This is a genomic window from Kitasatospora sp. NPDC089913, from assembly GCF_044748625.1.
Taxonomy (GTDB): domain Bacteria; phylum Actinomycetota; class Actinomycetes; order Streptomycetales; family Streptomycetaceae; genus Kitasatospora.
In genome coordinates this window covers 134331-157194 of sequence record NZ_JBIVGI010000008.1, presented here as the reverse complement: position 1 = coordinate 157194, position 22864 = coordinate 134331, and the positions used below count along the sequence as shown (strand labels likewise).

At 68.7% G+C, this 22864-nt stretch carries 15 protein-coding genes; 7 read left to right on the top strand and 8 right to left on the bottom strand.

The window, feature by feature from the left end; genetic code table 11:
• Positions 1–48: 48 nt before the first annotated feature.
• From ACIPYS_RS15390 to ACIPYS_RS15380, 3 genes are read right to left on the bottom strand one after another with little or no spacing between them, the layout of a single operon-like run.
• Positions 49–282: a DUF397 domain-containing protein gene (locus ACIPYS_RS15390; protein WP_400746451.1), complete on the bottom strand. Its 234-nt coding sequence runs from the start codon at positions 280–282 to the stop codon at positions 49–51.
• 56 nt (positions 283–338) lie between these two features.
• On the bottom strand, positions 339–572 hold the full coding sequence (locus ACIPYS_RS15385; RefSeq protein WP_400746448.1) for a DUF397 domain-containing protein: 234 nt from the start codon (positions 570–572) through the stop codon (positions 339–341).
• A complete protein-coding gene (locus tag ACIPYS_RS15380; protein ID WP_400746446.1) occupies positions 569–1489 on the bottom strand; it encodes a helix-turn-helix domain-containing protein in 921 nt (306 codons plus the stop codon). Before ACIPYS_RS15380 ends, ACIPYS_RS15385 begins: the two co-directional genes overlap by 4 nt.
• Positions 1490–1607: 118 nt before the next feature.
• Between ACIPYS_RS15380 and ACIPYS_RS15375 the strand changes: the two genes are divergently transcribed.
• The 3 genes from ACIPYS_RS15375 (at position 1608) to ACIPYS_RS15365 (ending at position 3689) form a co-directional block, all read left to right on the top strand.
• Positions 1608–2054, top strand: a complete 447-nt coding sequence (locus ACIPYS_RS15375; protein ID WP_400746443.1) for an ATP-binding protein — start codon at positions 1608–1610, stop codon at positions 2052–2054.
• 20 nt (positions 2055–2074) lie between these two features.
• On the top strand, positions 2075–2797 hold the full coding sequence (locus ACIPYS_RS15370) for a hypothetical protein (protein WP_400746440.1): 723 nt from the start codon (positions 2075–2077) through the stop codon (positions 2795–2797).
• A gap of 82 nt (positions 2798–2879) precedes the next feature.
• Complete coding sequence (locus tag ACIPYS_RS15365; RefSeq protein ID WP_400746438.1) at positions 2880–3689, top strand: alpha/beta fold hydrolase; 810 nt, start codon at positions 2880–2882, stop codon at positions 3687–3689.
• A gap of 128 nt (positions 3690–3817) precedes the next feature.
• On the opposite strand, the gene ACIPYS_RS15360 is transcribed toward ACIPYS_RS15365, so the two are convergent.
• Both ACIPYS_RS15360 and ACIPYS_RS15355 read right to left on the bottom strand, forming a co-directional pair.
• Positions 3818–5119 (bottom strand): nucleotidyl transferase AbiEii/AbiGii toxin family protein, encoded by a 1302-nt coding sequence (locus ACIPYS_RS15360; RefSeq protein WP_400746436.1) that lies wholly within the window; start codon positions 5117–5119, stop codon positions 3818–3820.
• Positions 5116–5922, bottom strand: a complete 807-nt coding sequence (locus ACIPYS_RS15355) for a hypothetical protein (protein ID WP_400746433.1) — start codon at positions 5920–5922, stop codon at positions 5116–5118. Before ACIPYS_RS15355 ends, ACIPYS_RS15360 begins: the two co-directional genes overlap by 4 nt.
• Positions 5923–6278: 356 nt before the next feature.
• On the opposite strand from ACIPYS_RS15355, the gene ACIPYS_RS15350 reads away from it, so the two are divergent.
• Positions 6279–7682, top strand: coding sequence for an MFS transporter (locus tag ACIPYS_RS15350; RefSeq protein ID WP_400746431.1), 1404 nt, complete (start codon positions 6279–6281; stop codon positions 7680–7682).
• Positions 7683–8108: 426 nt separating this feature from the next.
• On the opposite strand, the gene ACIPYS_RS15345 is transcribed toward ACIPYS_RS15350, so the two are convergent.
• Complete coding sequence (locus ACIPYS_RS15345; protein ID WP_400746428.1) at positions 8109–12500, bottom strand: LamG-like jellyroll fold domain-containing protein; 4392 nt, start codon at positions 12498–12500, stop codon at positions 8109–8111.
• Positions 12501–13020: 520 nt separating this feature from the next.
• Between ACIPYS_RS15345 and ACIPYS_RS15340 the strand changes: the two genes are divergently transcribed.
• The 3 genes from ACIPYS_RS15340 to ACIPYS_RS15330 all read left to right on the top strand — a co-directional run bounded on the left by ACIPYS_RS15340 (position 13021) and on the right by ACIPYS_RS15330 (position 21477).
• On the top strand, positions 13021–19986 hold the full coding sequence (locus ACIPYS_RS15340; RefSeq protein WP_400746425.1) for an RHS repeat-associated core domain-containing protein: 6966 nt from the start codon (positions 13021–13023) through the stop codon (positions 19984–19986).
• A 155-nt stretch (positions 19987–20141) separates the two neighbouring features.
• Complete coding sequence (locus tag ACIPYS_RS15335) at positions 20142–20558, top strand: hypothetical protein (protein ID WP_400746422.1); 417 nt, start codon at positions 20142–20144, stop codon at positions 20556–20558.
• Between the two features lie 151 nt (positions 20559–20709).
• Complete coding sequence (locus tag ACIPYS_RS15330; protein WP_400746419.1) at positions 20710–21477, top strand: transposase; 768 nt, start codon at positions 20710–20712, stop codon at positions 21475–21477.
• Here ACIPYS_RS15330 and ACIPYS_RS15325 read toward each other — a convergent pair.
• Positions 21467–21748, bottom strand: coding sequence for a hypothetical protein (locus tag ACIPYS_RS15325; protein ID WP_400746416.1), 282 nt, complete (start codon positions 21746–21748; stop codon positions 21467–21469). The two genes, ACIPYS_RS15330 and ACIPYS_RS15325, sit on opposite strands and share 11 nt — an antisense overlap.
• Before the next feature lie 152 nt (positions 21749–21900).
• Positions 21901–22860 (bottom strand): transposase, encoded by a 960-nt coding sequence (locus ACIPYS_RS15320; RefSeq protein WP_400746413.1) that lies wholly within the window; start codon positions 22858–22860, stop codon positions 21901–21903.
• Between the last annotated feature and the right edge of the window lie 4 nt (positions 22861–22864).

Here is a 22864-nt window from a genome sequence, read left to right as displayed (position 1 = left end):
GTGGGAAGTCGGTGTATCTGACTTCCCACTCCGCCGTCTGCTTGTCCGTCAGGCGGTGAAGTTGGGAGCCTGCGTCTCGATCGCCTGGACGAAGGCGGCCCATTCGGCGCGGTCGAAGGCGAGGTGGGGCCGCTCGGGGTTCTTGTCGTCGCCGAGCCAGACATCGCCGTTGGGGAAGCGAGCGACGATCACGCAGTCTCCGTTGCCGTCGCCGGAGAACGGGGACTTGGACCAGGCTGCCTCGGCGGGACTGTGGTCGTAGGGGTCGTGTTTGGCAGTCACGTGGTCTCCTACGTATGGGAGAAGGGCCCTGCCCGCTCGGGCAGGGCCTTCGACGATCAGGCGGTGAAGTTGGGAGCCTGAGCCTCGATCGCCTTGACGAAGGCCGTCCATTCGGCGCGGTCGAAGGCGAGGTGGGGCCGGCCGGGGTTCTTGTCGTCGCCGAGCCAGACATCGCCGTTATGGAAGCGAGCGACGATCACACAGTTGCCGTTACTCTCCCCGGAGAAGGGGGACTTGGACCAGACCGCCTCGGTGGGACTGTGGTCGTAGGGGTCGTGCTTCTCGCTCACGTGATCTCTTCCAACTTGCTCTCAAGGGCGTTGATGGTGTCGGCAGGCGACAGGGCGAACCGCTTCAAGCGGCTGAAAGCCCGCTCGGCTCGTCGAACATCTCGTCCCGATCTACGCGGGAGCATACCGCCGACGGCCTCCGTGAAGACAAAGCCGCCATCCGGCTCGTCCGGAAAACGCAGGAGCGTCAGCCCGGAGACGAGGATGCCGGGTCTTCCTGCGCTCAGCGGCACCATCCGGACTGTCACATTGGGGTATTCGGAGACCTTGATGACATGGCGGATCTGCTCGGCCAGGATCTCTTCGTCACCGGCCACCAGTAGTGCGACCTCCCCGAAGTAGACCTCCAGATCGAGCCTGGGGTCCTCGGTGAGGCGGCGCTGGCGCAGCATCCGGATCTCGGCCGCAGCTTCGTTCTGATCCTCGCTCAGACCGTCGAGACCTGCCGAGATCATCTCGCGGGCGTACTCCGGTGTCTGCAGGAGTCCCGGGAAGGCGGAGTGGTAGTAGTCGAGCATCTGTGTGGCCGCGGCTTCGAGGCCGAGGAACTCGCCGAACGCCGCGCTGATCGTCTCGGCGAACTCGTGGTCCTGCCACCAGTTCCGGTCGGGCCCGTCGCCGATGAGGTTCTCGATCTCGGAGCGGTCCGTGCCGGTGATGCCGCAATGATCGAGTAGCCGATTGAGGTCAGCTGCGTCGACAGGGACCTTTCCGTGCTCGACTCTGCTCAGGCGGCCCGGGTTCCAGCCCTTCAGACCCCTCGTCATATCGATCTGGGTCTTGTTGTTCTCCACTCGCCAGGCGCGCAACTCCTCCCCGAGTCGGATCCTCCGGAGCGTGGACCTGTCCATGGACAAGAGCTGTCCCTCCCTGTAGGCGTTCGCGACCAGTCTGTCCATGAGGGCGACGAGGCTCAAGCCGGGATCATGATCAACAAATTTATTTTTAGCTTTCGTAGTTCGAGTTGCAAATTCGAATCAGGCTGCCCCACACTCAACGTGACCGATCGGACACGCTCCTGAAGGGGCCTCCTCCATGTCCACTCCGGGTATGCCTGCCTTCCGCACCTGGGAGGCCCAACTCGTCGATCACAGCACCTCGGTGCGTACCGCCCGCCGGGAGATCCGTGACCGACTGGCCTCCTGGGGCTGGTCCGGCGACCGGGTCGACGACCTCGTCCTCATCACCTCCGAACTGGTCACCAACGCCGTCGTGCACGCCTGCGCCGGTGCCGGGGAAGTCCGGCTCCACCTTCAGGAGTTCGACGGCGACTGCCGGCTCGAAGTCTGGGACCCCCGGCACGACCTCCCGCTTCACTCCCGCGCGCCGCGCCGCTTCAGCGAATGCGGACGCGGCATCGACCTCGTCCGCCAACTCGCCTTCGACTTCGGGGTGGTCACCCGCAAGGGGGCCGGAAAGCGGGTCTGGGTGCGGATGTTGCTCGATCCCTCCGCCGCCCCACCACCACCTCCCACCTCTTGAACTCCTGAGGACCAGGCCCCATGCACCCCGCCGCCATCGCTTTCCAGGACCCCGCCCGCCTGCACGCGCGCTGCGAGATCTCCGGCGTCCGTCGTTTCACCCTCCGACCGGGGTACGAGACCACCGTCGCCGTCCCGGAAGACGCCTGGGAACCGCTCCCGGACGGCTACCCGGAGCGGTTCGCGCCCAGCGTCTTCACCCGGGACAGCGGGCTCGTCGAACTCTTCCGGCTCCCGGAGACCGTCTTCGACGTCCCGACCGCCACCGCCCTCGTCGAAATGCTCGGCGATCCCTTTCCGATCACTCTCGGTGAAACCACCGACCCACCGGGGCTGTCCTCCACCCACACCCACCCCGACACCGGCCTCCACCTCGGCCTGCACATCGACAACCACCAGCCCGTCCCGTACCCGACCCGCGAGACCGCCCGCCGACGCCTCTGCGTGAACCTCGGGCCGGGCAGCCGGTACCTCCTCCTCGCCACCACCGACATCAAGTCCGTCTGCCGCACCGTCCACGCCGACTACGCGACCCACACCCCGACCACCGCCGACCTGCGCCTCTACGTCACCCTCCGCAGGCCGATCCACGCCCTCCGGCTGCGCATCGACCCGGGGGAGGGGTGGCTCGCGCCGACGGCCGTGCTCCCGTACGACGAGTCGACCGCCGGCCTGCCGCTCCCCTCCGTGACCGCCTCCTGGCTCGGCCACTGGGACCGCGGCCTCTTCCCGCCCCTGATCTGATCCCCGCCCCTCCCTCCATCCCCTCCTCCACCCCCTTCTGTGTCAGGCTGGAGGGTGCACGACCGAGGTCGGGAGGCTCTCGATGGCCGAGATCAGGGTGAACGGCGTGTCGCTCTACTACGAGACCCGGGGTGCCGGGCCGGGGGTGGTGCTGGTGCACGGCTCCTGGACGGACGCCGACAGCTGGGTCCGCGTACTGCCGGGGCTCGCCGAGGAGACCACCGTCGTCTCCTACGACCGCCGCGGACACAGCCGCAGCGAGGACCTGCTCACCCAGGGTTCCGTCTACGAGGACGCCGCCGACCTCGCCGGCCTGATCGTCGGACTCGGCCTGGCCCCCGCCTACGTCTGCGGCGACTCCTACGGCGGCCTGGTCGCCCTCCGCCTCGCCGCCGCCCGCCCGGACCTGCTGCGCGGCGTCACCGTCCACGAACCCCCGGCGACCGGCACCCTCCTCGCCGACCCGGAACTCCGCCCCCTCGGCGTCGCCTTCTCCGAGCGGATCTCCTCGGTCCGCGAACTCCTCGAACAGGCCGAATCAGCGGCCGCGGCCGAGCTCTACACCGACACCGTCGCCTTCGGCCCGGGCGCCTGGGACCAACTCCCGGCCCCGGTCCGCCACACCTACATCCGCAACGCCCCCACCTATCTCGACGAACTCCGAGACCCGGACGCCCTCGACCTCGACCTCACCGCCCTCAACCGGTTCACCGAACGCGTCCTCCTCACCCAGAGCGACGACAGCGCCCCCATGTACGGCGAGATCCTCGACCTGATCGACCTCTCCCTCCCCAAACCCGAACGCCACGTCTACCCCCACGCCGGTCACACCCCCCACCTCTCCGAACCCGAACGCTGGGTCCGCACCACCCTCCCGCATGCCCTCGGGTGAGCGTCCTGCTCCACCCGGGCGGTAACGGGACCGAGCCCGGGACCGGGGCCGGAGGGGTGTGAGGCCGGCGCGGCGCCGGGCACCGGTCGCGAGAGGTGACGGATGGTCGAGGTGCCACCGGGAAGGAGTCAGCCGGCGGCGCGCTGGGCGGTGAAGCGCTCGGCGGCGTCCGCGAGTCCGCGCACGCGCCAGTCGTCCTCACCGCCGTGGTGGTCGGCGATGGCCCTCCGGGCGGCGTCGAGGTCGCCGCCGAGCAGCTCGCAGACGATGACCAGGGAGTCGGCGGTCCCCGTGTGCTGCTCGGAGGTGCGCCGCAGGACGGCGTCCAGGCCCTCCTCCGCCACCACCATCCGCAGTTCACCGATCAGCGGTGCCAGCCACTGGGCGCGCAGCGCGTACTCGGTGCGTCCGGCGAAGGTGGCGCCGAGGGCGGCGAGCAGCTGCGCCGGGTACTCCTCGACCGGCTCGGCGAACTGCGGGTGGTCCTTGGCGAACTCGTCCCAGTCGACCTCGAGTTCGCCGATGTGGTGCGGCAGCACCGGCGACCGTGACCACCAGGAGCCCTCGTCGGCCTGGGCGAAGACGGCGCGCAGCAGGTCGTAGGGCACCTCGGCGGTGCGGGAGAGCAGGACGGCGTCGTAGAGGTCCTTGCCCTGGGGGTGGTTGTCGGAGACCAGCCAGAGGATCTTCCAGGCCAGCGAGAGCTGGGGCGTCGCGGTGAGCAGTGGGCCGGTGACCCCGGGGAGCCGGCAGGACTGCGGTTCGACGGGCAGGTGCTCGGTGAAGACGAAGTCCAGCTGGACGGTGCCGCCCGGAACGTCGGGCGCCGTCCAGGGTATGACGAGCCGGCGGCCGGGGATGCGGCTGTAGGTCCAGATCTCGTCGCTGAGCGCCCGGTCGGCGTGCAGGCGTACCCCTGTGTGCTGCTCGTCGCCGCCCGTGGTGGAGAAGTGGTCGGCGGCGGTGGCGAGTCCGTTCAGCATGCGGTCGGTGCGGGGGTCCTCCAGCTGCCAGTCGACGGGGCGGACCACGAAGTCCAGGTCCCCGGGCTCGCGGGCCTGCTCGCCGTACCAGGCACGCAGCAGGACGCTGCCGCGCAGCACCAGGTGCTCGGCCCACGGGGAGGCGGCGACGGCGGACAGCACCGTGTCGAGGGCGGTCCTGCGGGCGGCGAGCCAGCGCCGGGCGAGCTCCGGGTCGGTGAAGGCGGGTTCGCTCGGGCGCAGTGCGCGGCTGTACGAGGCGAGGGCGGGGTCGAAGACGGGCTGCTGGGTGACCGCCTCGTCGTCGATGGGGTGGACGCTGCGGGGCAGGTCGCGGTCTTCGCGGACCTCCTCGCTCGGGGGCGTGCGGGGCAGCCGCACGCCCTGCCAGGGCCCGTACTCCAACTCTGCCCACTGGGTGGACGGCGCGGACAGCTCGTCGGTCATCGCGGGTCTCCTTCTCGTGCTGCTGCTGCTTCTGGTTCTGCTGCTTCTGCTGGTTCGGGCGCTGCTTCGCGGGGCCCGGCCGGGTGGTCGTGCTCGGTGATCCAGCCCGCGTCCAGAGCCTCGTCGCTGTCGACGGCGACGAACTCGCGCTCCGCCGACAGCACCCGGTGCCCGGCGGCGGCGAGGTCCGCGAGCAGCGCGTCCAGGCGCCGGCCGGCGGTGTCCAGGCCGACGTGGCGGCACCGCTGGGTGACGAACCATTCGCGGTGGCCGTCCTCGCGCGTGCGGCGCGGGTTGTGCGAGAGGTGGGCGTCGTGCCGCACGGCGAGGGCGGCCAGGGCGGCCAGGGCTGCGAGAGCGGGGCTGTCGGCAGCGGCGGCGCCGACGGGTGCCGCGGGCGGCAGGAGCAGCTTGAGGTGGTGTTCGAAGTACCGGTGCGGCCCGTGCGCCGCGGCGTCACCGTCCGTGGCGGGGACGCCCTCGGCCCACGGCGTGGCCTCGATCTTGGTCCGCAGGACGGCGAACCCGGCCCGGGCCAGCCGCTCTGCGGTGCGCGCGGTCGCCGCAGCCGTCTCGTCCAGCGTGCCGCGGGCGCGAAGGGTGAGCATCGGCTGGGAGGGCGCCGTGCCCCGGGCCAGCAGGATGTGGGTGAACTTCAGGCCGTGGTCGGCGGCCCACGCGGCCAGCGCCTCGGCGGCGCCCGGCCCCACAGTCAGGTGCACCTCGAAGTCACCCCGCAGGCCGGGCAGGTCCGACGGGTCGTTGCGGCGCTGGTCGGGACAGGTGGCGAGCATGGGCAGCATGCTGGCACTCCCCTGTGACAACGCCCCCGCCGGGGCCGCGAAGGTCCCGGAAAGTGCCCCCGAGTGAGGAGGGTCACCCGTCGGGGCGGTGCGGCGGGCCGAGGCGGTCCCGGGCCCGCCAGGACTGGACGGGGGCCGCGGCGGCACGGGCGGAGGGCCCGTCCGCTTCGGGACCTTGGTCACGAATTCGCCCGACCTTCGGCCCGGTGGCGCCCCCTCCCGGCCCGGGCAACCGTGGACGGTCGCCTGCTCACACCGGGCGACGGCACCACCCGCCGGGCGGTGCCGATCCCTGCCGTCTACCCGGCGCACACCGTGCGAAAGTACACCGTGCGCTCCGGAGGACCCGAAGACCCATGTCCAGCACCATCGACAACGCCCCGTATACCGCCTTCCACCGCAGACTGGCCCTGGCCTGCTCCGGTGGGCCGCTGCTCGACGGCTACATCCTGAGCATCGTCGGCGTCGCCCTCATCGGGATGCGCCCCGAACTCGGCCTCTCCACCGCCGAGGTCAGCCTGATCGGCGCCGCCGCGCTGGTCGGCATGTTCGTCGGCGGCGCGCTCTTCGGCGTGCTGACCGACCGCATCGGCCGGGAGGTGATGTACACCGCCGACCTGCTCGTCATGGTCGCCTGCTCGGTGCTCTCCTTCTGGGTGGACACGGTGTGGGCGATCGCCCTTCTGCGCTTCGTGCTCGGCATGGCCGTGGCCGCCGACTACCCCATCGCGACCTCGCTGCTCGCCGAGTGGCTGCCGGCCAAGCACCGCGGGCGGCTGCTCGGTCAGCAGATCGTCGCCTGGTACGCCGGCTCCGTCCTCGCCTACGTGACCGGCTACGCCTTCCTGCGCCTGGCCGGCCCCGGCAGCTGGCGCTGGATGCTGGCCAGCTCCACCGTGCTGTGCGTCGTCTTCCTGGTGATCCGCCGCGGCTCGCCGGAGTCCCCGCGCTGGCTGGCCGCCAACGGGCGGGTCGGTGACGCCGTGCGCGTGGTCGAGAAGCACCTCGGCGTGCGGGTCGACGGCCGGGAACTGATGCCCGACCCCGCGCGGGCCGCCGGGCCCGGCGGGCTGCGCCTGCTGATGACCCCGCCCTACCGGCGCCGCACCCTGTTCTGCGGCCTGTTCTTCCTCTGCCAGGTCGGCCCGCTCTTCGCGATGCTCACCTTCGGCCCGCAGATCCTCTCGTCCTTCGGCATGCCGGGCGGCACGGTGATGGAGACCCTGGGCACCGGCCTGATCAGCCTGGTCTTCCTGCTCGGCTGCTACCCCGCGCTGCGCCTGATCGACACCCGGGGCCGACGGCCGGTGATCATCTGGTCGTTCGCCCTGATGACCGTCCCGCTCGCCCTGCTCGGCGTGTGGCCCACCGCCCCCGCCGCCGTCGCGCTCACCGCGCTGTGCGCCTACGCCTTCCTCTGCGGCGGACCGAACGTGCTCGACTGGACCTACCCCAACGAGCTGTTCCCCACCGAGATCCGGGCCACCGCCGTCGGCGTCGCCACCTCGGTGAGCCGGATCGGCGCCGCCGTCGGCACCTACCTGCTGCCACTCTCCCTGACCGGCCTCGGCACCGGTCCGACGATGCTGATCGCGGCCGGCACGACGGCCCTCGGCCTGCTGGTGTGCGTCCTGTGGGCCGAGGAGACCCGCGGCACCGCCCTGGGCGCGGCCCCGGCCACAACCGAGCCGGCGCCCGCCGGGGCGACGGGCGCACGCAAGGGCGTCCCGGCCCAGCGCGTGGCGCAGTCGCTGCGCTGACGTCCGGCCCTCTGCCCCGTCGTAGGAGCCCGGCGCTCCCGGTGTCCGTCCACCGTGCACGGACACCGGGGGCGCCGGGGCTTTCGGCTGGACCCTTGCGTAGAGGTGAGATGGCGGTGGGGCCGGCGAAAGTGAACTGCCCGTCGGTCTGCTGCGCAGAGTCGCACCCGGAGGAGCCTGACCACGGCCTCGCCGGGAGGCCCCCGCAAGGGGAACAGCCCAGTCAGCCAGCCCGTCTCGACAGCGCACAGATCGCCTGTCAGCGCGGAGATCATCGTCGCTGTCCGGGGAGTCGGGAAGAGACAGCCCCTAAGGGTCGGCGTCAAAATGAACGGTGTCCCTTCCCTGGACGGAGATCCGGGGAAGGGACACCTGGGCGAGCGGCGGCGGAGGGTTCCGGTCGTCAGGGCCCTCGGCCCGCTCAGGTCAGCTCACCTGGGCCTCGGCGAACCAGCGCTGGTTGGCGTTGCCGGTGCACTGCCAGATTCCGACGGCTGTACCGTTCTCGGTGCTCCAGCCCGGGAGTTCGAGGCAGCTGTCGGCGGCCGGGTTGTACAGGCTTCCGTCGAAGCGGCGCACCCAGTTCTGGCCGGGCCTGGCGCCGTCGCAGGACTGAATCTGGATCTTGGACCCCCAATGCGGCTGCGCGTCGGCAATGCCGAGGCAGCGGTCATCGGTGCCCCTGACCTTGATCTTGTTGTCCGTGGTCAGCGAGAGGTGCTGGGATTCGCCGTTCCAGCAGTCGTAAACGGTGACGAGTGTGCTGACAGTTCCGCCCCAGTCGTCCAGGCACTTTCCCCGGTCGTAGGAACTGCGTATCTGGACCCGTGAGTTGGTGGTTGCCAAGGCGTTGGCCTGGAGCTCGGTGAACGCGTAGGGGTATACCCGGACGTCACTGATCGCGCCGTTGAGCAGATCCTCGGCGGCACTGTACCGGTCGGTGACGGCGCCCCCGATGTTGATGCTGCCGGTAGCTCGCCACGTGCCCGCGACCCACGTCGATCCGGCCGTCCTTCCGTTCACGTACAGGGTGGCGGTCCGGCTCGGGGCGTTGTATGTGCCGACCAGGTGGGTCCAGGCACCCGGTTCCGGAGCCCTGTCGTCCGCGGCGGTGAAGTAGGTGTCGGTATTGCGGTAGTCCTGGCCCGGAAGGGTGAATGCCCACCGGTTCAGATTGGCCGCGTACTGCAGATAGAACGGGCTGCGCTCCTGGCCGGTCTGGCTGACGACGGTCTGGTAGCCGTTGGTGTTGTTGATCTTGACCCAGGCGGCGACGGTGAAGCTCTGGCCGGTGTCGATCCCGGGCTGGTTGGTGGAGCGGTAGAGACTGGACCAGCCGTCGAACGCGGTGGCCCGGTCGCCGGCACCGTTGTGGTCGGCAGTGTGCGTGAACGCATTGGGGTAGAGCGGGTTGCTCTCGGAGCTGTCCACGTCGCCCGCACCGCCCAGCCCCCACCAGAGCGGGTTCGCCGAGGTGTCGGCGATCGTCTGCGGGCCCGCATGCCAGGCGATGCCCGCATTGTCGCCACCGGGGTCGGTGGTCTCGCCCCACCAGATGTCGATCTGGCCGCTGGAGTTCTTGCCCCACAGGGCGGGGGAACCGTTTCCGGTGAGGTCACCATCGGATCCGAGGACCGGCCATCTGTCGACCGGAACTCCGCCGAGGTGATGGGGAGCGGAGATCGAGGCCAGCGTTGGCACGATCAAGATTTGGTTGGTGGCGTCGTGAATGGGCCGGCCGGACTTGTCGATGGCCGTTACCGTGTCGGTGTTGAAGGTATAGGCGAGCAGGGTTCCCTTCTCGCCGTCCGGGCCGTCCTCCAGATTACGGGTCCAGAGCCCCGGGTTGCCCTTCTTGGCCCAGTCGCCCGGCGTGATGAGTTCCTTGTTCCGCCACCCGGAGGCAGCCAGAAGGACCGGCTTGCCCAGGACATTCGGGTTGGTGGCGGGGTAGTACCAGAGCGCGGCGTCGGTGCCGTTGTTCGTGCTTTCGACGGCGAGCAGGCCGGACTTGTTCTTGAACTGCAGCCCGTAGTCCAGGGTGGGGTTCACCGGGTCACCCAGGGACGCGATGCGAAGGGTGTTCGACCAGTCCGCCGCGTTGTAGCCGGGCGTGGTGAGCCAGGAGCAGTTCTCGACGCCGATGACCACCTGGCACTTCGGTTTCTCTAGAGCGGTACTGGAATCTATGCGTCCGTAGTAGTGGGTGGATCCCGGGTTGCCGTACACACGGAGCACCTTGTCGCCCGGGGCATGAGTGATCACGTCGTCGATGTTGTTTCCGCCGGTGAATGTGCCCCGGTGCGCGAACTGAGTGGTGAGCCAGCCGTCCCCGGTCGGGGAATCCGCGGGTTTGGCCACCAGGCTGACGGCCGGACTCTTCGTCAGCGGGTTGCCGGGGACGCTGTAGGCGCGAAGGTTGCCGGCCTGGTCGGTGGTCACGATGTCGGGCGCGCTGTCGCCCGTGACATCACCGAACACGGGCGGAGGACCGTCGGGGTTCCAAGGGACGTAGAACGCGTACGACGCCACCGCGGACACGTTGCGGGCGTTGTCCATCACCTGGATGAATCCGATGTTGGTTCCCCAATGGCCGGGGAGAACGGAGACACCACCCTGCGGCATGTCGCTGCCGCACTGCCAGGAGGAGTTGCTGAACTGCGGGTCCCAGGAGAAGCGGGCGCAGGCGATGCCGGACGGCGTGCCGCTGTCGGGGGCGGTGTCGACCGCTGAGAAGGGAACAATGCCCCACTCGCCCGAGCGCTTCCGGCTCACCTGGCCGTTGCCGGACGGCGGGAACCGGTCCGCGAGCTCGGCCTCGGAAAGCGTGTCGTAGACGCCCTTGACGCTGAGCGTGGGAGGAGTCAGGTCGACGCCGAACCGGCAGGTGGGTGTCGGACCGGACGCGTCGATGAGCTGATCGGTCGAGTGAGCGCTCCAGCCGTAGACGTGGCCGTCCTTGATCACGTCACTGCGGACGTTGAAGGCCGCGTTGGCACCGTTCGCCACCTCGGAGGACAGTCCGCTGTCGACGTCGGGAACGCCCGGGAGACTGTAGTCCCAGATGTGTGACCAGGAGTAGAGGGTCGACTGCACGGGGCTGTGCACCGTCGCGTTGAGGGTCACCGCGCCGTTGAAGTCGCTCCCGGCGCTGAGCCAGCCCAGTGAGGAGCCGTCGCAGCCCTGGTTACTGGCCCAGGGCACGGTAGTGCCGGGTGCCGGCGACACGTACGGGTTGGTCGGCGCCTCTGGAGCTCGGTCGTACTCGACCTCGATCACCGGGCGGTAGTCCAGTCGCTTGAACGCCATGAGGTCGGCCTCGTTGCGGGCCCGCAGGCCGAACGTGACGGTCTCGTTGAAGGGTGCGTAGTCCCGGAATACCGAGGTGACGTCGTAGTCGAACCTGACATTGCCCTGGCAGTTCGGGTAGCCGGACCCGGCCACGCGTGCTTCGCCCAGCCGGCCCCCGAAGGTGCCGGGCTCGTTCGACCAGACCGTGTTCCGGTTGATGTCGCCGGTCTGGTAGAGGTCCACCAGGTAGGACGTGGTGCACGAGTGGTCCGAGGATTCGTCCTCCCACACCGCCATGGTCGCTTTGCTGACCACGGTGCCCGCGTAACCGCGGGTGTCGAACTGGAAGAACGAGCGCTCCCTGCCCTTGGGGGTCTTGAAGCCCTGGTAGCCGACACCCGGGCGGGCGTACTGGTCACCGGACGCCGTGGTCTGTCCGTAGCGGGGGGTGTTGAATGCCTCCTGGGTCCACGTCCAGGCGTTGCCCTCCCGCCGGTCGTAGAGCCACCCGGGGTCGATGAACCAGGGACCCTGCCCGTTCTCCAGGATCGACCGGTCCGGCGTCAGCTCGATGGTGCCGCCCGACACCGTGGTCGCCATGCTGGCCACCTTGGCGCCCGGCGCCGGCCCGTCGGCGCTGCTGACGGGGCCCGGCGCGGAAGGTTCCGCCGTTCCGGCGGCCGGAGCCGCTGCCGCCAATTGGAAGGGCTTGGCCGGAGTTGTTGGAGTGGGGGTCGGCGCGGTCGTGGGCGCGGCCGTGCCGGTCGAGCTGTCCCACATCTGGGGCACTGGAGCGTGCCAGCGGACGGTGCCGTCCTTGCCCGTGGCCGAGAGGTTGCCGGCCTGGTCGCTCGTGACAGTGAGGTCCTTGGTCGTGGTGCCGAAGCGGACCTTGGCGAGTTGCGGATTCCTGGCGGCCTCGGCCGTCTTGACGATCAGGACGGTGTTGAGACCGCCGAATTTGTTCGCGGTGACCTTCAGGTCGACGCCGGTGGCGACCTCGGGGTACACCAGGCCGTCGCCGTCCTCGTCGAGAACGGGCTTGGTGAGCGGGAACGGTGAGTCGATGGCGAGCGTCTCCCCGTCGAGGCCGGTCAGTGTGCCGAGTGGCCCAGAACCGCCTCCGGACAGGTGCACACCGGTGGCGGCAGCCGTCGGACGGAAGCCGCCGGCGGGGTCGGCGACGAGCTTCGCGTCCAGCGGTGCCCAGGTGCCGGAGGTCTGCTTCACCCGTTGCTGTTCGGGGTGCTGGGTCCGGGCGAGGTGGCCCTCGGGGGTTGCCACCGTCTCGCTGAACTCGTCCGTCAACTCCGCTACGGGAACACGCTTTCCGGTCGCCCTGGCCTGGGCGAGTGCCCGGTCGGCGGCCGTGACGACCGGCTTGTCCTTGGCCCGCTTGGCGTCGGCGGCCGCGATCGTCGTGGCGAGGCTCGGCGGAATCGGCGGATTGACCGGTCCACCTGGCGATGCTGGGCTGCCCGCGAAGGCGGTGGGCGCTGTCGGGGCCAGGACGAGTACTAGCCCCATGGCGGCGGCGGTCAGCCACCGGGAGGGAGTCCGTGAGCTTCGGAGCACGCCGAGGCGCGCCCCCGGCGGAGCGAGTGGCATTGGCTGGGTCTCCCACGTGATGACGTTTAGGGCCGCCCGTGAACGGTCCGTGAAGGCGGGGCGGCGGTGGTCACCGTGAACGCTTTCGCAGTCACCGACGGTGAGTCAATCGATTTCGGGTGGCGTTGCGCCCGCTTTGGCCGTGACCGAACCGCTTTGGTGGCGACGTGACGTCCGTCACGTAGGGATAGGTCGACAATTCGCTCGCGATCACTGTGATGCAAGCCCTACTCTCCGCCACAGTCTTCCGTCCGCAACCGACTTGAGGTGCGGTCATGCCCTGGGGGGTTCAGTGCAGGTTTGGCGTGTCCATGATTTGCTCTCGATCAGGAGGAGGGAGTCTCCATCACGTTCGAGGAGGCCCCGCACTGCAGTAGTCGCGGCACTGGCTGTCGTCGGCGTGATAGCGATGCCCGCGGTCCCCGCCCTCGGGGTGCCGGTGACGGACAAGGACAAGGACCGGATCTGGTCGCCGCCCGGCACTCCGCTGCCCAGGACGGCCGCTGTGACCGGTACCGCGGAGAAGCCGACGGCGAAGCCTCCGGTGACGGGCACGCCGAACTGGTCGCCGCAGAAGAGCAGCCCTCCGCCGTCGACCGGTTCGGCTGCCACGGTGCTGGACGCGGTTCCGCCGGCCGGCGCCAAGGCGACCCGCGTCGGCGCCGACGGCATCGACGTGCAGGAATCGGCGGCCGGGGCCTCGAAACAGGCCGGTCAGTTGCCTGTCTGGCTCGCGCCGGTAGCCCCGGATGATCCGGCCGCGCGGGCCGGCAGCGCCCCACAGGGCGGCGAGGGGGCCCCGTCCGGGACACCGGTCAGGGTGACCCTCGCGGACTCCAGGACGGCAGCCGCGGCCGGCGTCCAGGGCGCGCTCGTGTCGCTGTCCCGGACAGAGCAGGCAGACGAGGCCAAGGTCCGGGTGGGGCTGGACCTGTCCGGCATCGCCTTCGGTGGTGATTTCACGGAACGCGTGCGACTGGTCTCGTTGCCCGCATGCGTACTGACCACACCGGAGGTTTCAGACTGCCAAGCGAGGACACCCGTCCCTTCGCACTACGACGAGGCGGCCCGACGGCTTGTTGCCGATGTGGACCTGCCCGCCGTGGACGGTCCTGCGACCAGGCGGGGCCGCGCGGAAGCCAAGTCCGCCGACCTTGCGTCCGCCGGTGTCTTCGCCGGGCGGGCGGCAGCGGCGCCGCCTTCGGTCCTGGCCACCGAGAGCCTTCCGTCGAGCGGCCTGGGGACCTACAGCGCCACCTCTCTCACGCCAAGTCAGGCGTGGACCTCCGGCAGTTCTTCGGGTTCCTTCACGTACAACTATCCGATCCAGACACCGCCCACCCTGGGCGGCTCGGCACCCCAACTGGCCCTCGGCTACGACTCCGCCTCGGTCGACGGGAGGACGTCCTCCACCAACTCCCAGGCGTCGTGGATCGGTGACGGCTGGGACCTCGGCGCCGGCTTCGTCGAACGCTCGTACAAGTCGTGTGACAAGGCGGGCATCGCCAACTCCGCCGACCAGTGCTGGGGAGGGGCCAATCTGACCCTCGCGTTGGGCGGCCACTCCGGCGAGTTGGTGCCAGACGACCAGTCCTGCGTGGCGGGCACCGCCAAGGACGAGCAGTCGAAGTGCACCTGGCGATTGAAGAACGACGACGGCACCAAGGTCGAGTTTCTGACCGGAGCCACCAACGGCACCTGGAACGGTTCCTATCTGAAGGTCACCGACACTGTCGGGACGGTCTACTACTTCGGGTTGAATCACCTTCCCTCCGCCACCGGGGCACCGACCAGCACCGGTCCGGAAAGCCGATCCGCGTGGACGGTGCCGGTCTACTCGCCGTCCGCCGCCGGTGGTGGAAAGCCGGCCGACCCGTGCTACGAAGCTGCCAAGGGCAAGAACTCGTGGTGCCAGATGGCATGGCGGTGGAACCTCGACCATGTCGTGGACGTCCACGGAAACCTCACGACCTACTCCTACGCACCCGAGACCAACTGGTACGCGCGCGGGACCGGGACGGGCACCAACACCAAGTACACCCGGGCCGGGACGCTCGCGTCGATCGAGTACGGCCAGCGGCTCGCCGACCAGCTCGCGGCCGGCGGTACTTACCAGTCCGCCACCAGGATCGACTTCGGCACCGGCGAGCGCTGCGAGGGCGGTGACTGCGACGCCGGCAGCCGCACCCCGGCCAACGCCGCGCGCTGGCCCGATGTGCCGCTCGACAAGGAGTGTGCCGAGGTCGGGGTCTGCTCCAACCGCAGTCCGAGCTACTGGTCGACCAAGTGGCTGGACACGATCACCACCTCGATCCGCTCCGGTGGTTCGTACCGTCCGGTGGACCGGTACGAACTCAAGCACACCTTCAAGAACTCGAACAACGCCGACCCCAAGGAGAACACGAGGATCCCGTGGCTCCAGTCGGTCAAGCGGATCGGCAAGGATGCCTTCGGCGGACAGGGGGATCAGCCGCTGCCCGAGGTCACGTTCGCTGACAAGCTGCTGCCCAACCGGGTGGACGGGCTTGTTCCTGCCCGCTCGCAGTACTACCGTCCGCGCATCAACACGATCACGACCGAGACGGGCGGACGGATCGTCGTCGCCTACCGCGAGAACTCGTGCAGGCGCACGACGGGCCTGATGCCGTCCTCTGCGGACCGCAACACCATGAGCTGCTACAACGTGAAGTGGTACGACACAGGTGCGGCCAAGACGGTGGACGACTGGTTCCTCCGCTACCCCGTCGCCACCGTGACGGTGGATCCGAACTCCGACCTCACCGCAGGCGCGTTGGCCCAGGTGACTTCCTACGAGTACGACAAGGCCGCGTGGCACCGCAATGACGGAGCCCTGGTGGACGACCAGAGCCGGACCTGGGACCAGTTCCGCGGCTACTCAAAGGTGACCGTGGTCACCGGCACGGGCCAGGACGGTACCCAGTCCAAGAGTTCGACCAGCTACTACCAGGGCATGGACGGCGACCTCAAGGCCGACAAGAAGGCCGCGCCTGCCTCGGTGGCCGGCCCGACCAGTGGTGGCAGGACCGACTCGGACTGGCTCTCGGGACGTGTCCTGGAGAGCAATGCCTACGCGAACGCCGACACCTCCACACCCGAGTCCTCGACCGTGAACACCAGCAGCGGTCCGGTCGACACCGCGACCCACAAGCGGACCGGGCTGCCGGACCTCGTGGCCCGGTACGGCGCGACGAGCTCGGCCAGCGTCTCCACGGTCAGGACGTCCAGTGGCACCCGGACGACCTCCACGCTGACCACGACCGACAAGGATTACAACAACCGGGTCAAGACCTCGCTGACCACGGCCGACGGCACGCCCGACGTCTGCACGCGCACGACGTACGCGACCGGTAGCAATCCGCAGATGACCGGCCTGGCGTCGGAAGTGCTGACCGTCTCGGGCGGCAACGCCTGTGGCGTGAACCCCACTTCGGAGAACACCGTCTCCGGGGCCCGCGTGCTCTACGACGGCCTGCCGTTCAAGAGCGCGAGCGCGATGGGCGAGGCCACAGGCGCCCAGGTGCTGGACCGCTACGAAGGCGGCAACGCCCAGTGGGTCACCACGGGAGCCACGACCTACGACGCCTACGGCCGGGTGGCGACCGTCACCGACCTGACGGTCACGGACAGCGCCAACCCCTCCGGCGCGGTAGTCACGACCGCCTACAGTTCCGCCGCCCAGGGCGAGCTGCCGGACCGTACCGTCACCGGCACCCCCGCGCCGGCCGGCGCACCGGACGCCGGCAGCCGACGGGAGAGTACCGTCACCCTGGACCCGGCACGTGCGCTGCCGATCACCGCGACCGACCCCAACGGCCGGACCGTCACGCAGTCGTACGACGCACTCGGCCGACTGAGGGCGGTCTGGACACCCGGGCGGGCGACGAACGCGACCCCCGACCGGACGTTCGACTACGGCGTCAACGGCACGAGCACGCCGTCGGCGATCGTCAGCCGGACCATGCGCTCCGACGAGAGCTACGCGACCTCGACCCAGATCATGGACGGTCTCGGCCGGGTGATCCAGACCCAGACCGATCCGGCGATCTCCGCCTACCACGGCAGGCTGGTCGCCGACACGTTCTACGACTCGCAGGGCCGCGCGAACCGGGCCTACGCGCCGCACTACGACGACACGACAGGCCCGAACACGGTCCGGTTCACGGTGAACGCGGCACAGGTACCCGGGCAGACCTACACCGTTTTCGACGGGATGGGGCGCCCGGTCGCTTCGCAGTTCATCGCCCTCGGTGTGCCGCAGAACACCACCACCATGGTCTACCCGGGAGCCGACCGGGTCGACGTGACGCCGCCCGCCGGCGCCACCGCGACCAGCACGGTCACGGACAGCCGAGGCCGTACGGCCGAACTGTGGCAGTACCGGACGCCGAACGTGACCGGCAACCGGGCCGACGCGGACGTCACCGGCTACACCTACACGCCGGGCAGCCAGCCCGCGACCAGGGTCGACGCGGCCGGGAACTCCTGGAGCTACAGCTACGACCAGCGAGGCCGCCAGGTCCGCGCGGACGACCCGGACACGGGTGTCTCGACCCGGACCTACGACAGTGCGGGCCGACTGGCCACCACCACCGACGCACGCAACCAGACGGTCGCGATCACCTACGACCTCCTGGGTCGCAAGACCGGTACGTTCAGCGGCAGCGTCAGCCCGGCGAACCAGCTCACCGGCTACACCTACGACACGGTGGCCAAGGGCCAGCCGACCGACGCCACCCGATACGTCGGCGGCGCCGGCGGGAACACCTACACCAAGTCGATCGTCGAAGTCGACGTGGCGTACCACCCGACGAAGACAACGGTCTCGATTCCGGGAAGCGAGATCGGCCGTGACGGCCAGGCGACCTTCACCTACGGCGCCACCTACGACCCGATCACCGGTGCGATGACCGAGGACGGCCGAGCCGCCGCAGGTGACCTGGCCGAGGAATGGGTCTCGTACAACTACGAGGCCTACGGCCTGCTGTACAACCTGGGAGGCGCCGGCGACGTCTATCTCCGGCAGGCGGACTGGGACGCCTACGGGCGCAACATCCGCTCGACGGTGAACCCGTGGGGAACCCAGATCGTGGCCACCAACACCTACGACGAGTCCACCGGCCGGCTGCTCACCCAGTACGTCGACAAGCAGACCGCGACCACGGGCACGGTGCAGAACACCACGTACGCCTACAACCAGGCCGGCCAGGTCACCGCGATCCGGGCCATCCCGAACAACACGCCGTCCGCCACCGACCTCCAGTGCTTCACGTACGACCACCTGGGGCGGCTGACCACCGCCTGGAGTGACACAGGGCGCCTGCAACAGCCGACCCCGTCGCTCGCGGGACAGGGCGCCTGCGCGAACCCGACGCCGACGAGCGGCGCCGAGGCGCCCGCGAGGACCACCGTCGGTGGCAGCGCGGCCTACTGGCAGGACTACACGTACGACCTGACCGGCAACCGGACCAAGGTCGTCCACCACGACCCGGGCGGCGACCCCGCCAAGGACATCGCGGTCGACCAGGCATCGCCCGCGCCGGGCACCCGCAACACCCCGACCGGCGCGGCGGGAACGGGAGGCGGCACCGGTGGCCCCCACGCTCTCTCCGCGACGACCAACACCTACGGCTCGGTGGGATGGGGCACGGGCGGCAACCAGTACGACGCCGCCGGCAACACCACACAGATCGGCAATCCCGGCGCCAACCGGGAACTCAGGGCCGGTTTCGTCCTGAACTCCGGCGAGTCGGTGCGCTCCAACAGTGTCCAGCTCGCCATGCAGGCCGACGGCAACCTCGTTCTGACCTCCCTGCGCAGCGGTGAGGCCATCTGGTCCAGCGACACCCAGGGCAACCCCGGTGCCTGGGCCACCATGCAGGACGACGGCAACTTCGCCGTCTACGACACCCAGTACAACGCGCTCTGGTCGTCCCACACCTGGGCGGGTGACGGCAGCGGCAACTTCGCGGTCGTCCAGGACGACGGCAAGTTCATGGTCTACGCCCCCGGCTGGGACCCCAAGTGGGGCACCGAGACCTGGAACCCGGTCGACGCCGCCAACGGCTCCGCCCTGACCTGGGACGTCGAGGGCAAGCTCGCCTCACTCACCCAGGGCTCGGCCACCACGACCTACGTCTACGACGCCGACGGCAACCAGCTCGTGCGCCGCAACCCCGGCAAGGTGACGGTCAACCTCGGCGGCGGGGACGAACTCACCTACGACACCAACACCGGCGTGAGCACCGGAACCCGCTACTACAGCATCCCCGGCGGCATCACCCTGGTCCGCCAGGGCCCGACCCGGCTCACCTACCAGTTCGCCGACCACCACGGCACCAACTCGCTGTCCATCGACCGCACCACCCTGGCCGAGTCCCGCCGCACCACCGACCCCTTCGGCGCCCCCCGCGGCCCCGCTTCCCTGCCCACCCCCTGGGCCGGCGGCAAGGGCTACGTCAACGGCCTCAAGGACGACACCACCGGCTTCACCAACCTCGGCGCCCGCCAGTACCAGCCCTCCACGGGCCGCTTCCTGAGCCCGGATCCCATCCTCGACGCCGGCGACCCCCTCCAGTGGAACGCCTACGCCTACAGCAACAACAACCCGGTCAACCGCAGCGACTCCAATGGCCTCAAGTCGGAGGAGTGCGGGACTCTCTACGACTGTGGTTCGGCCGGCACCATCACAATGAAGAATGCTGCGGAGACTAGTGCACAACGTGTAGACGAGTCGGCATATTATCGCCTTGTGGAAAAGGAGGCGGGATTCACGGAGGAACGCAAGGAGCAGCGACGTCAAAATGGACTGCGCGCTGGGCGAGATTATCGCCTCAAGACGAGCTATCCGTTCGATTGGGACAAAAGTGGCCGCCATCCGTATGACCGGAAGAACAGTGAACCTGCAAGCAAGACCGAGCTGGCGAGGTGTGGCGATCATCCTATCGATTGCAAAGAGGCTCTGGGAATCAAGAAAAGGGCAGTTGAGCTAACCGAGAAGAATTACGAGGGGCGCGAACGAAAGGCTACGTATCCGTATGACCGGGGAGATAGTGCTGAGACAAATGCATTTCGGCATACGGTTTGGCAGGCTTCCCTGACATTCTATCAGGGAGAGAAGTCGGCGTGGGATTGGGCCGATGCCCACGAGGCATATCACGCGAAGGATCAGCAGATTGATCACCTGGTTGACCTGGTGAACAATGAGAAGGGGCGTAGCGTGGGACTTGCGGCGCGAGCCGCCCTGCCCCGCGCTATCGACGAGGTGGGGTGGCATCCAATGGCGCTTCAGGCTTGGATTGAGGACTTCATAATTAATGAAGCCCGCTTGTACGTCGACAGTGGATCGTACGGGAAGGCCGATGATTTTCTGGACGGCGACCTGTAGAGACGGCTCTACTGGCTTGCGTAATAACTCCAGCCAATAGTGCGGGCTCGCAGTGATGCAGGGGTTCGCTTGGTATTCTCTTTCACCAGGCGAACCCCTGCGGGTAATTCAAGTGCTGAATGATTGTCTTTCAAGTGATCTGGTGGAGGCTCTTTATGACCGCACGAGTGAAGGTTGTACTTTCGATGCTTGTGGGCATCACAGTTGCTTTGGCGATGCTTTCTATATGGTGGTTTCGGTCAACCTCGGATCGTGTGAATCTGGAGGGAGAATGGCGCAGTGGTTCATATTTTCTGGAGCTTCGGGGCGACGGAAAAATCGGCAACTCTTCGCTTCCTGCTGGAATTTGTGCAGGGAGTCGATACTCTCCAAGGGATGAATCTATCGAGCTCGACGGAAGTTGGCGCAAAGAATTTGAGGCCGATTCCGGGAGCGGTGTTCGGATTCAGGCGATCCGGAAAGATGGTGGCGGAACTTGCACCTTCTGGGCCTCGTACGACTCGGGAAATGCGATTTCGTTGACACTTGGCACGGATTCTTTGCCGGTGAAAATTCTGCAGAAGGATCATTGAGTCTGACAATTTTATACGTCGGGCGGTCGTGTTAAAGTCTCTGGGTATATTGGTATTCTCGCTCTAGCCGGACCTGGTCTCGATACCTTGTAGCGGCAGGCTGCTAAAGGTTGTCCCGTAACTGCTGCGTAGCTTGAGCGTTGGTCACGGCATGGGTGGGGTGATCTCGCCGAGCGATCCGCTGTGGATCGAGCCGTTCTCGGGGTTGAGCGAGTCGCAGTTCCGCAAGTTGGTCGCACTGGTCCGCCGTCGCGGCGGTGACGTCCAGCGCGGCCGGCCTTGGCGGCTGTGGCTGGAGGACCGGGTGCTGCTGGTTGCCACCTACTGGCGGACCAACCTGACGTTGCGGCAGGTCGCGCCGCTCTTCGGGATCTCGAAGTTCGCCGCGGACCGGGTGCTGGACCACCTCGCACCGCTGCTGGCGATCTCGCCCGCCCGGCGGTCGCACCAGGACACCGTACTGATCGTGGACGGTACCCTGGTGCCCACCCGCGACAGGACGATCGCGGCCTCCAGCAAGAACTACCGGTATTCGACCAACCAGCAGGTGGTGATCGACGCCAACAGCCGGTTGGTCGTCGCCGTCGGCCTTCCCCTGCCCGGCAATCGCAACGACTGCCGGGCCTTCATCGAGTCGGGCGTCGACCGGGCCTGCCGGGACGCGCCGGTCCTGGCGGACGGCGCCTACCAGGGAACCGGCGCCCTGATTCCGTACCGTCGCCGTCGCGGACAGGAACACCTCACGCCCGAGCAGGAGGCCGACAACGCCGTCCACCGCAGGGCCCGAGCCCGGGTCGAGCACGTCTTCTCACGGATGAAGAACTGGAAAGTCCTGCGCGACTGCCGCCTGCGCGGAGCCGGCGTGCACCACGCGATGCTGGGCGTCGCACGGCTCCACAACCTTGCGCTCAGCGGATGAGCTGGTCCCGCCGCACCGTGAACTCATCAAGTCCGTCCGGCGTCGTGACACCGTGCCGAGAATTGGAGACGGTGACGACCTCGTCGTCCCACGCCAGGCCATCGCCCTCGACGACCGCGCAGGCGACGGTGACCTCCACCGGATACGACGTGTCCGGGCCGAGCTCGCCCATCGCTGCGAAGATCGGGGCCTTGTCGAACAGCGACCAGCGCCGCTCTGCCGCATCCGTGAACTGAACCTCGACCACACCGGGCCACAACTCATCGTCCACCCAGCGGACCGCCTCACATCGCAACTCAGGCACGAACGCCCCCACAGCCGAACAAGGTCATCAACGAGCGCCAGTATGCCGCGTGACGCCGGGCGGCAGTTACGGGACAACCTTTAGCTTGACTCTGTCGGGGATCTTGGTAGCTTGCCCTCTCAGCTGACGGCTCGCCAGGAACGTAGGCGCGGGATGCCCCGCTGGTCGAGGTGGTCCTGGAAGGCTGTCGGCGGTCGGGGAGGCGCGCTCTCGTCGGGGGCCTGCTTGCTGAGGCGTTCGATGTTGACGGCGATGGCGGTGAGTACGTGCTGAATGTGGGTCTTGGCCTGCCCGCGGTAGCGGCAGTGCGGCATGCCGTGGCGGTGGGCGAACTCGCAGACCGTGCCCTCGATGCCGGAGCGGACCGCATATCGCTTGTGCCATGCCGGGTCCTGCTGGTCGGCGCGGTTACGCAGTTGCAGTTCGAGCAGCTCGCGCGGAGGGAAGCCCACGGTGCGCTGGGCGTCGCGGGAGCTGGTGCACTTGGCCCGGACCGGGCAGGGCTGGCACTGGCTCCTGGTGAAGCGGGCCACGATCAGCGGGGCGGCGGTCGGCGAGGAAGTCGGGTAGGGGCCGTGCCAGCCAGCGCTGACCTGGCCTTGTGGGCAGGTGACCTCCTTTCGGTCGAAGTCGATACGGAAGTCGTCGCGGGCGAAGCCCTCGCTTCGGCGGTGCTGGCGGGTGGGGTTGCCCGGCAGTGGTCCGACGACGGCGACACAGTGTTCACGCTGGGCCTGTTCCAGGTGGGGCAGGGAGGTGTAGCCGCCGTCGACCAGGTGCTCGTCGGGCAACAGCTTCCGTCGTACCAGCCGGGTGTGGATGCCGGGCAGGGCCTCGGTGTCGGCGCTGGTGGCGGGCATGGTGGCCACGTCGGTGATCACGTTGGGTCCGTCGCCGGAGCAGGTCTCGGTCACGTGGGCGAGGAACCCCGTCCAGCGGGTGACCTGCCCGCGGCGTGAGTAGCGGGCCGTCGGGTCGTACGGGGAGACGATCCGCCTCGCCGAGGGCGGCAGGCCGCTGGCGTCGTCCTCGTCGCGCCAGCGCAGGCGCCCGGCGGGGTCCCAGTAGTAGTTCTGCACCAGG

Bases quoted from the DNA above. Each gene is read 5' to 3' on its own strand.
- ACIPYS_RS15375 (WP_400746443.1), top strand. From the start codon at position 1,608: ATGTCCACTCCGGGTATGCCTGCCTTCCGCACCTGGGAGGCCCAACTC.
- ACIPYS_RS15370 (WP_400746440.1), top strand. From the start codon at position 2,075: ATGCACCCCGCCGCCATCGCTTTCCAGGACCCCGCCCGCCTGCACGCG.
- ACIPYS_RS15365 (WP_400746438.1), top strand. From the start codon at position 2,880: ATGGCCGAGATCAGGGTGAACGGCGTGTCGCTCTACTACGAGACCCGG.
- ACIPYS_RS15360 (WP_400746436.1), bottom strand. From the start codon at position 5,119: ATGACCGACGAGCTGTCCGCGCCGTCCACCCAGTGGGCAGAGTTGGAG.
- ACIPYS_RS15355 (WP_400746433.1), bottom strand. From the start codon at position 5,922: ATGCTGCCCATGCTCGCCACCTGTCCCGACCAGCGCCGCAACGACCCG.
- ACIPYS_RS15350 (WP_400746431.1), top strand. From the start codon at position 6,279: ATGTCCAGCACCATCGACAACGCCCCGTATACCGCCTTCCACCGCAGA.
- ACIPYS_RS15345 (WP_400746428.1), bottom strand. From the start codon at position 12,500: ATGGGGCTAGTACTCGTCCTGGCCCCGACAGCGCCCACCGCCTTCGCG.
- ACIPYS_RS15335 (WP_400746422.1), top strand. From the start codon at position 20,142: ATGACCGCACGAGTGAAGGTTGTACTTTCGATGCTTGTGGGCATCACA.
- ACIPYS_RS15330 (WP_400746419.1), top strand. From the start codon at position 20,710: ATGGGTGGGGTGATCTCGCCGAGCGATCCGCTGTGGATCGAGCCGTTC.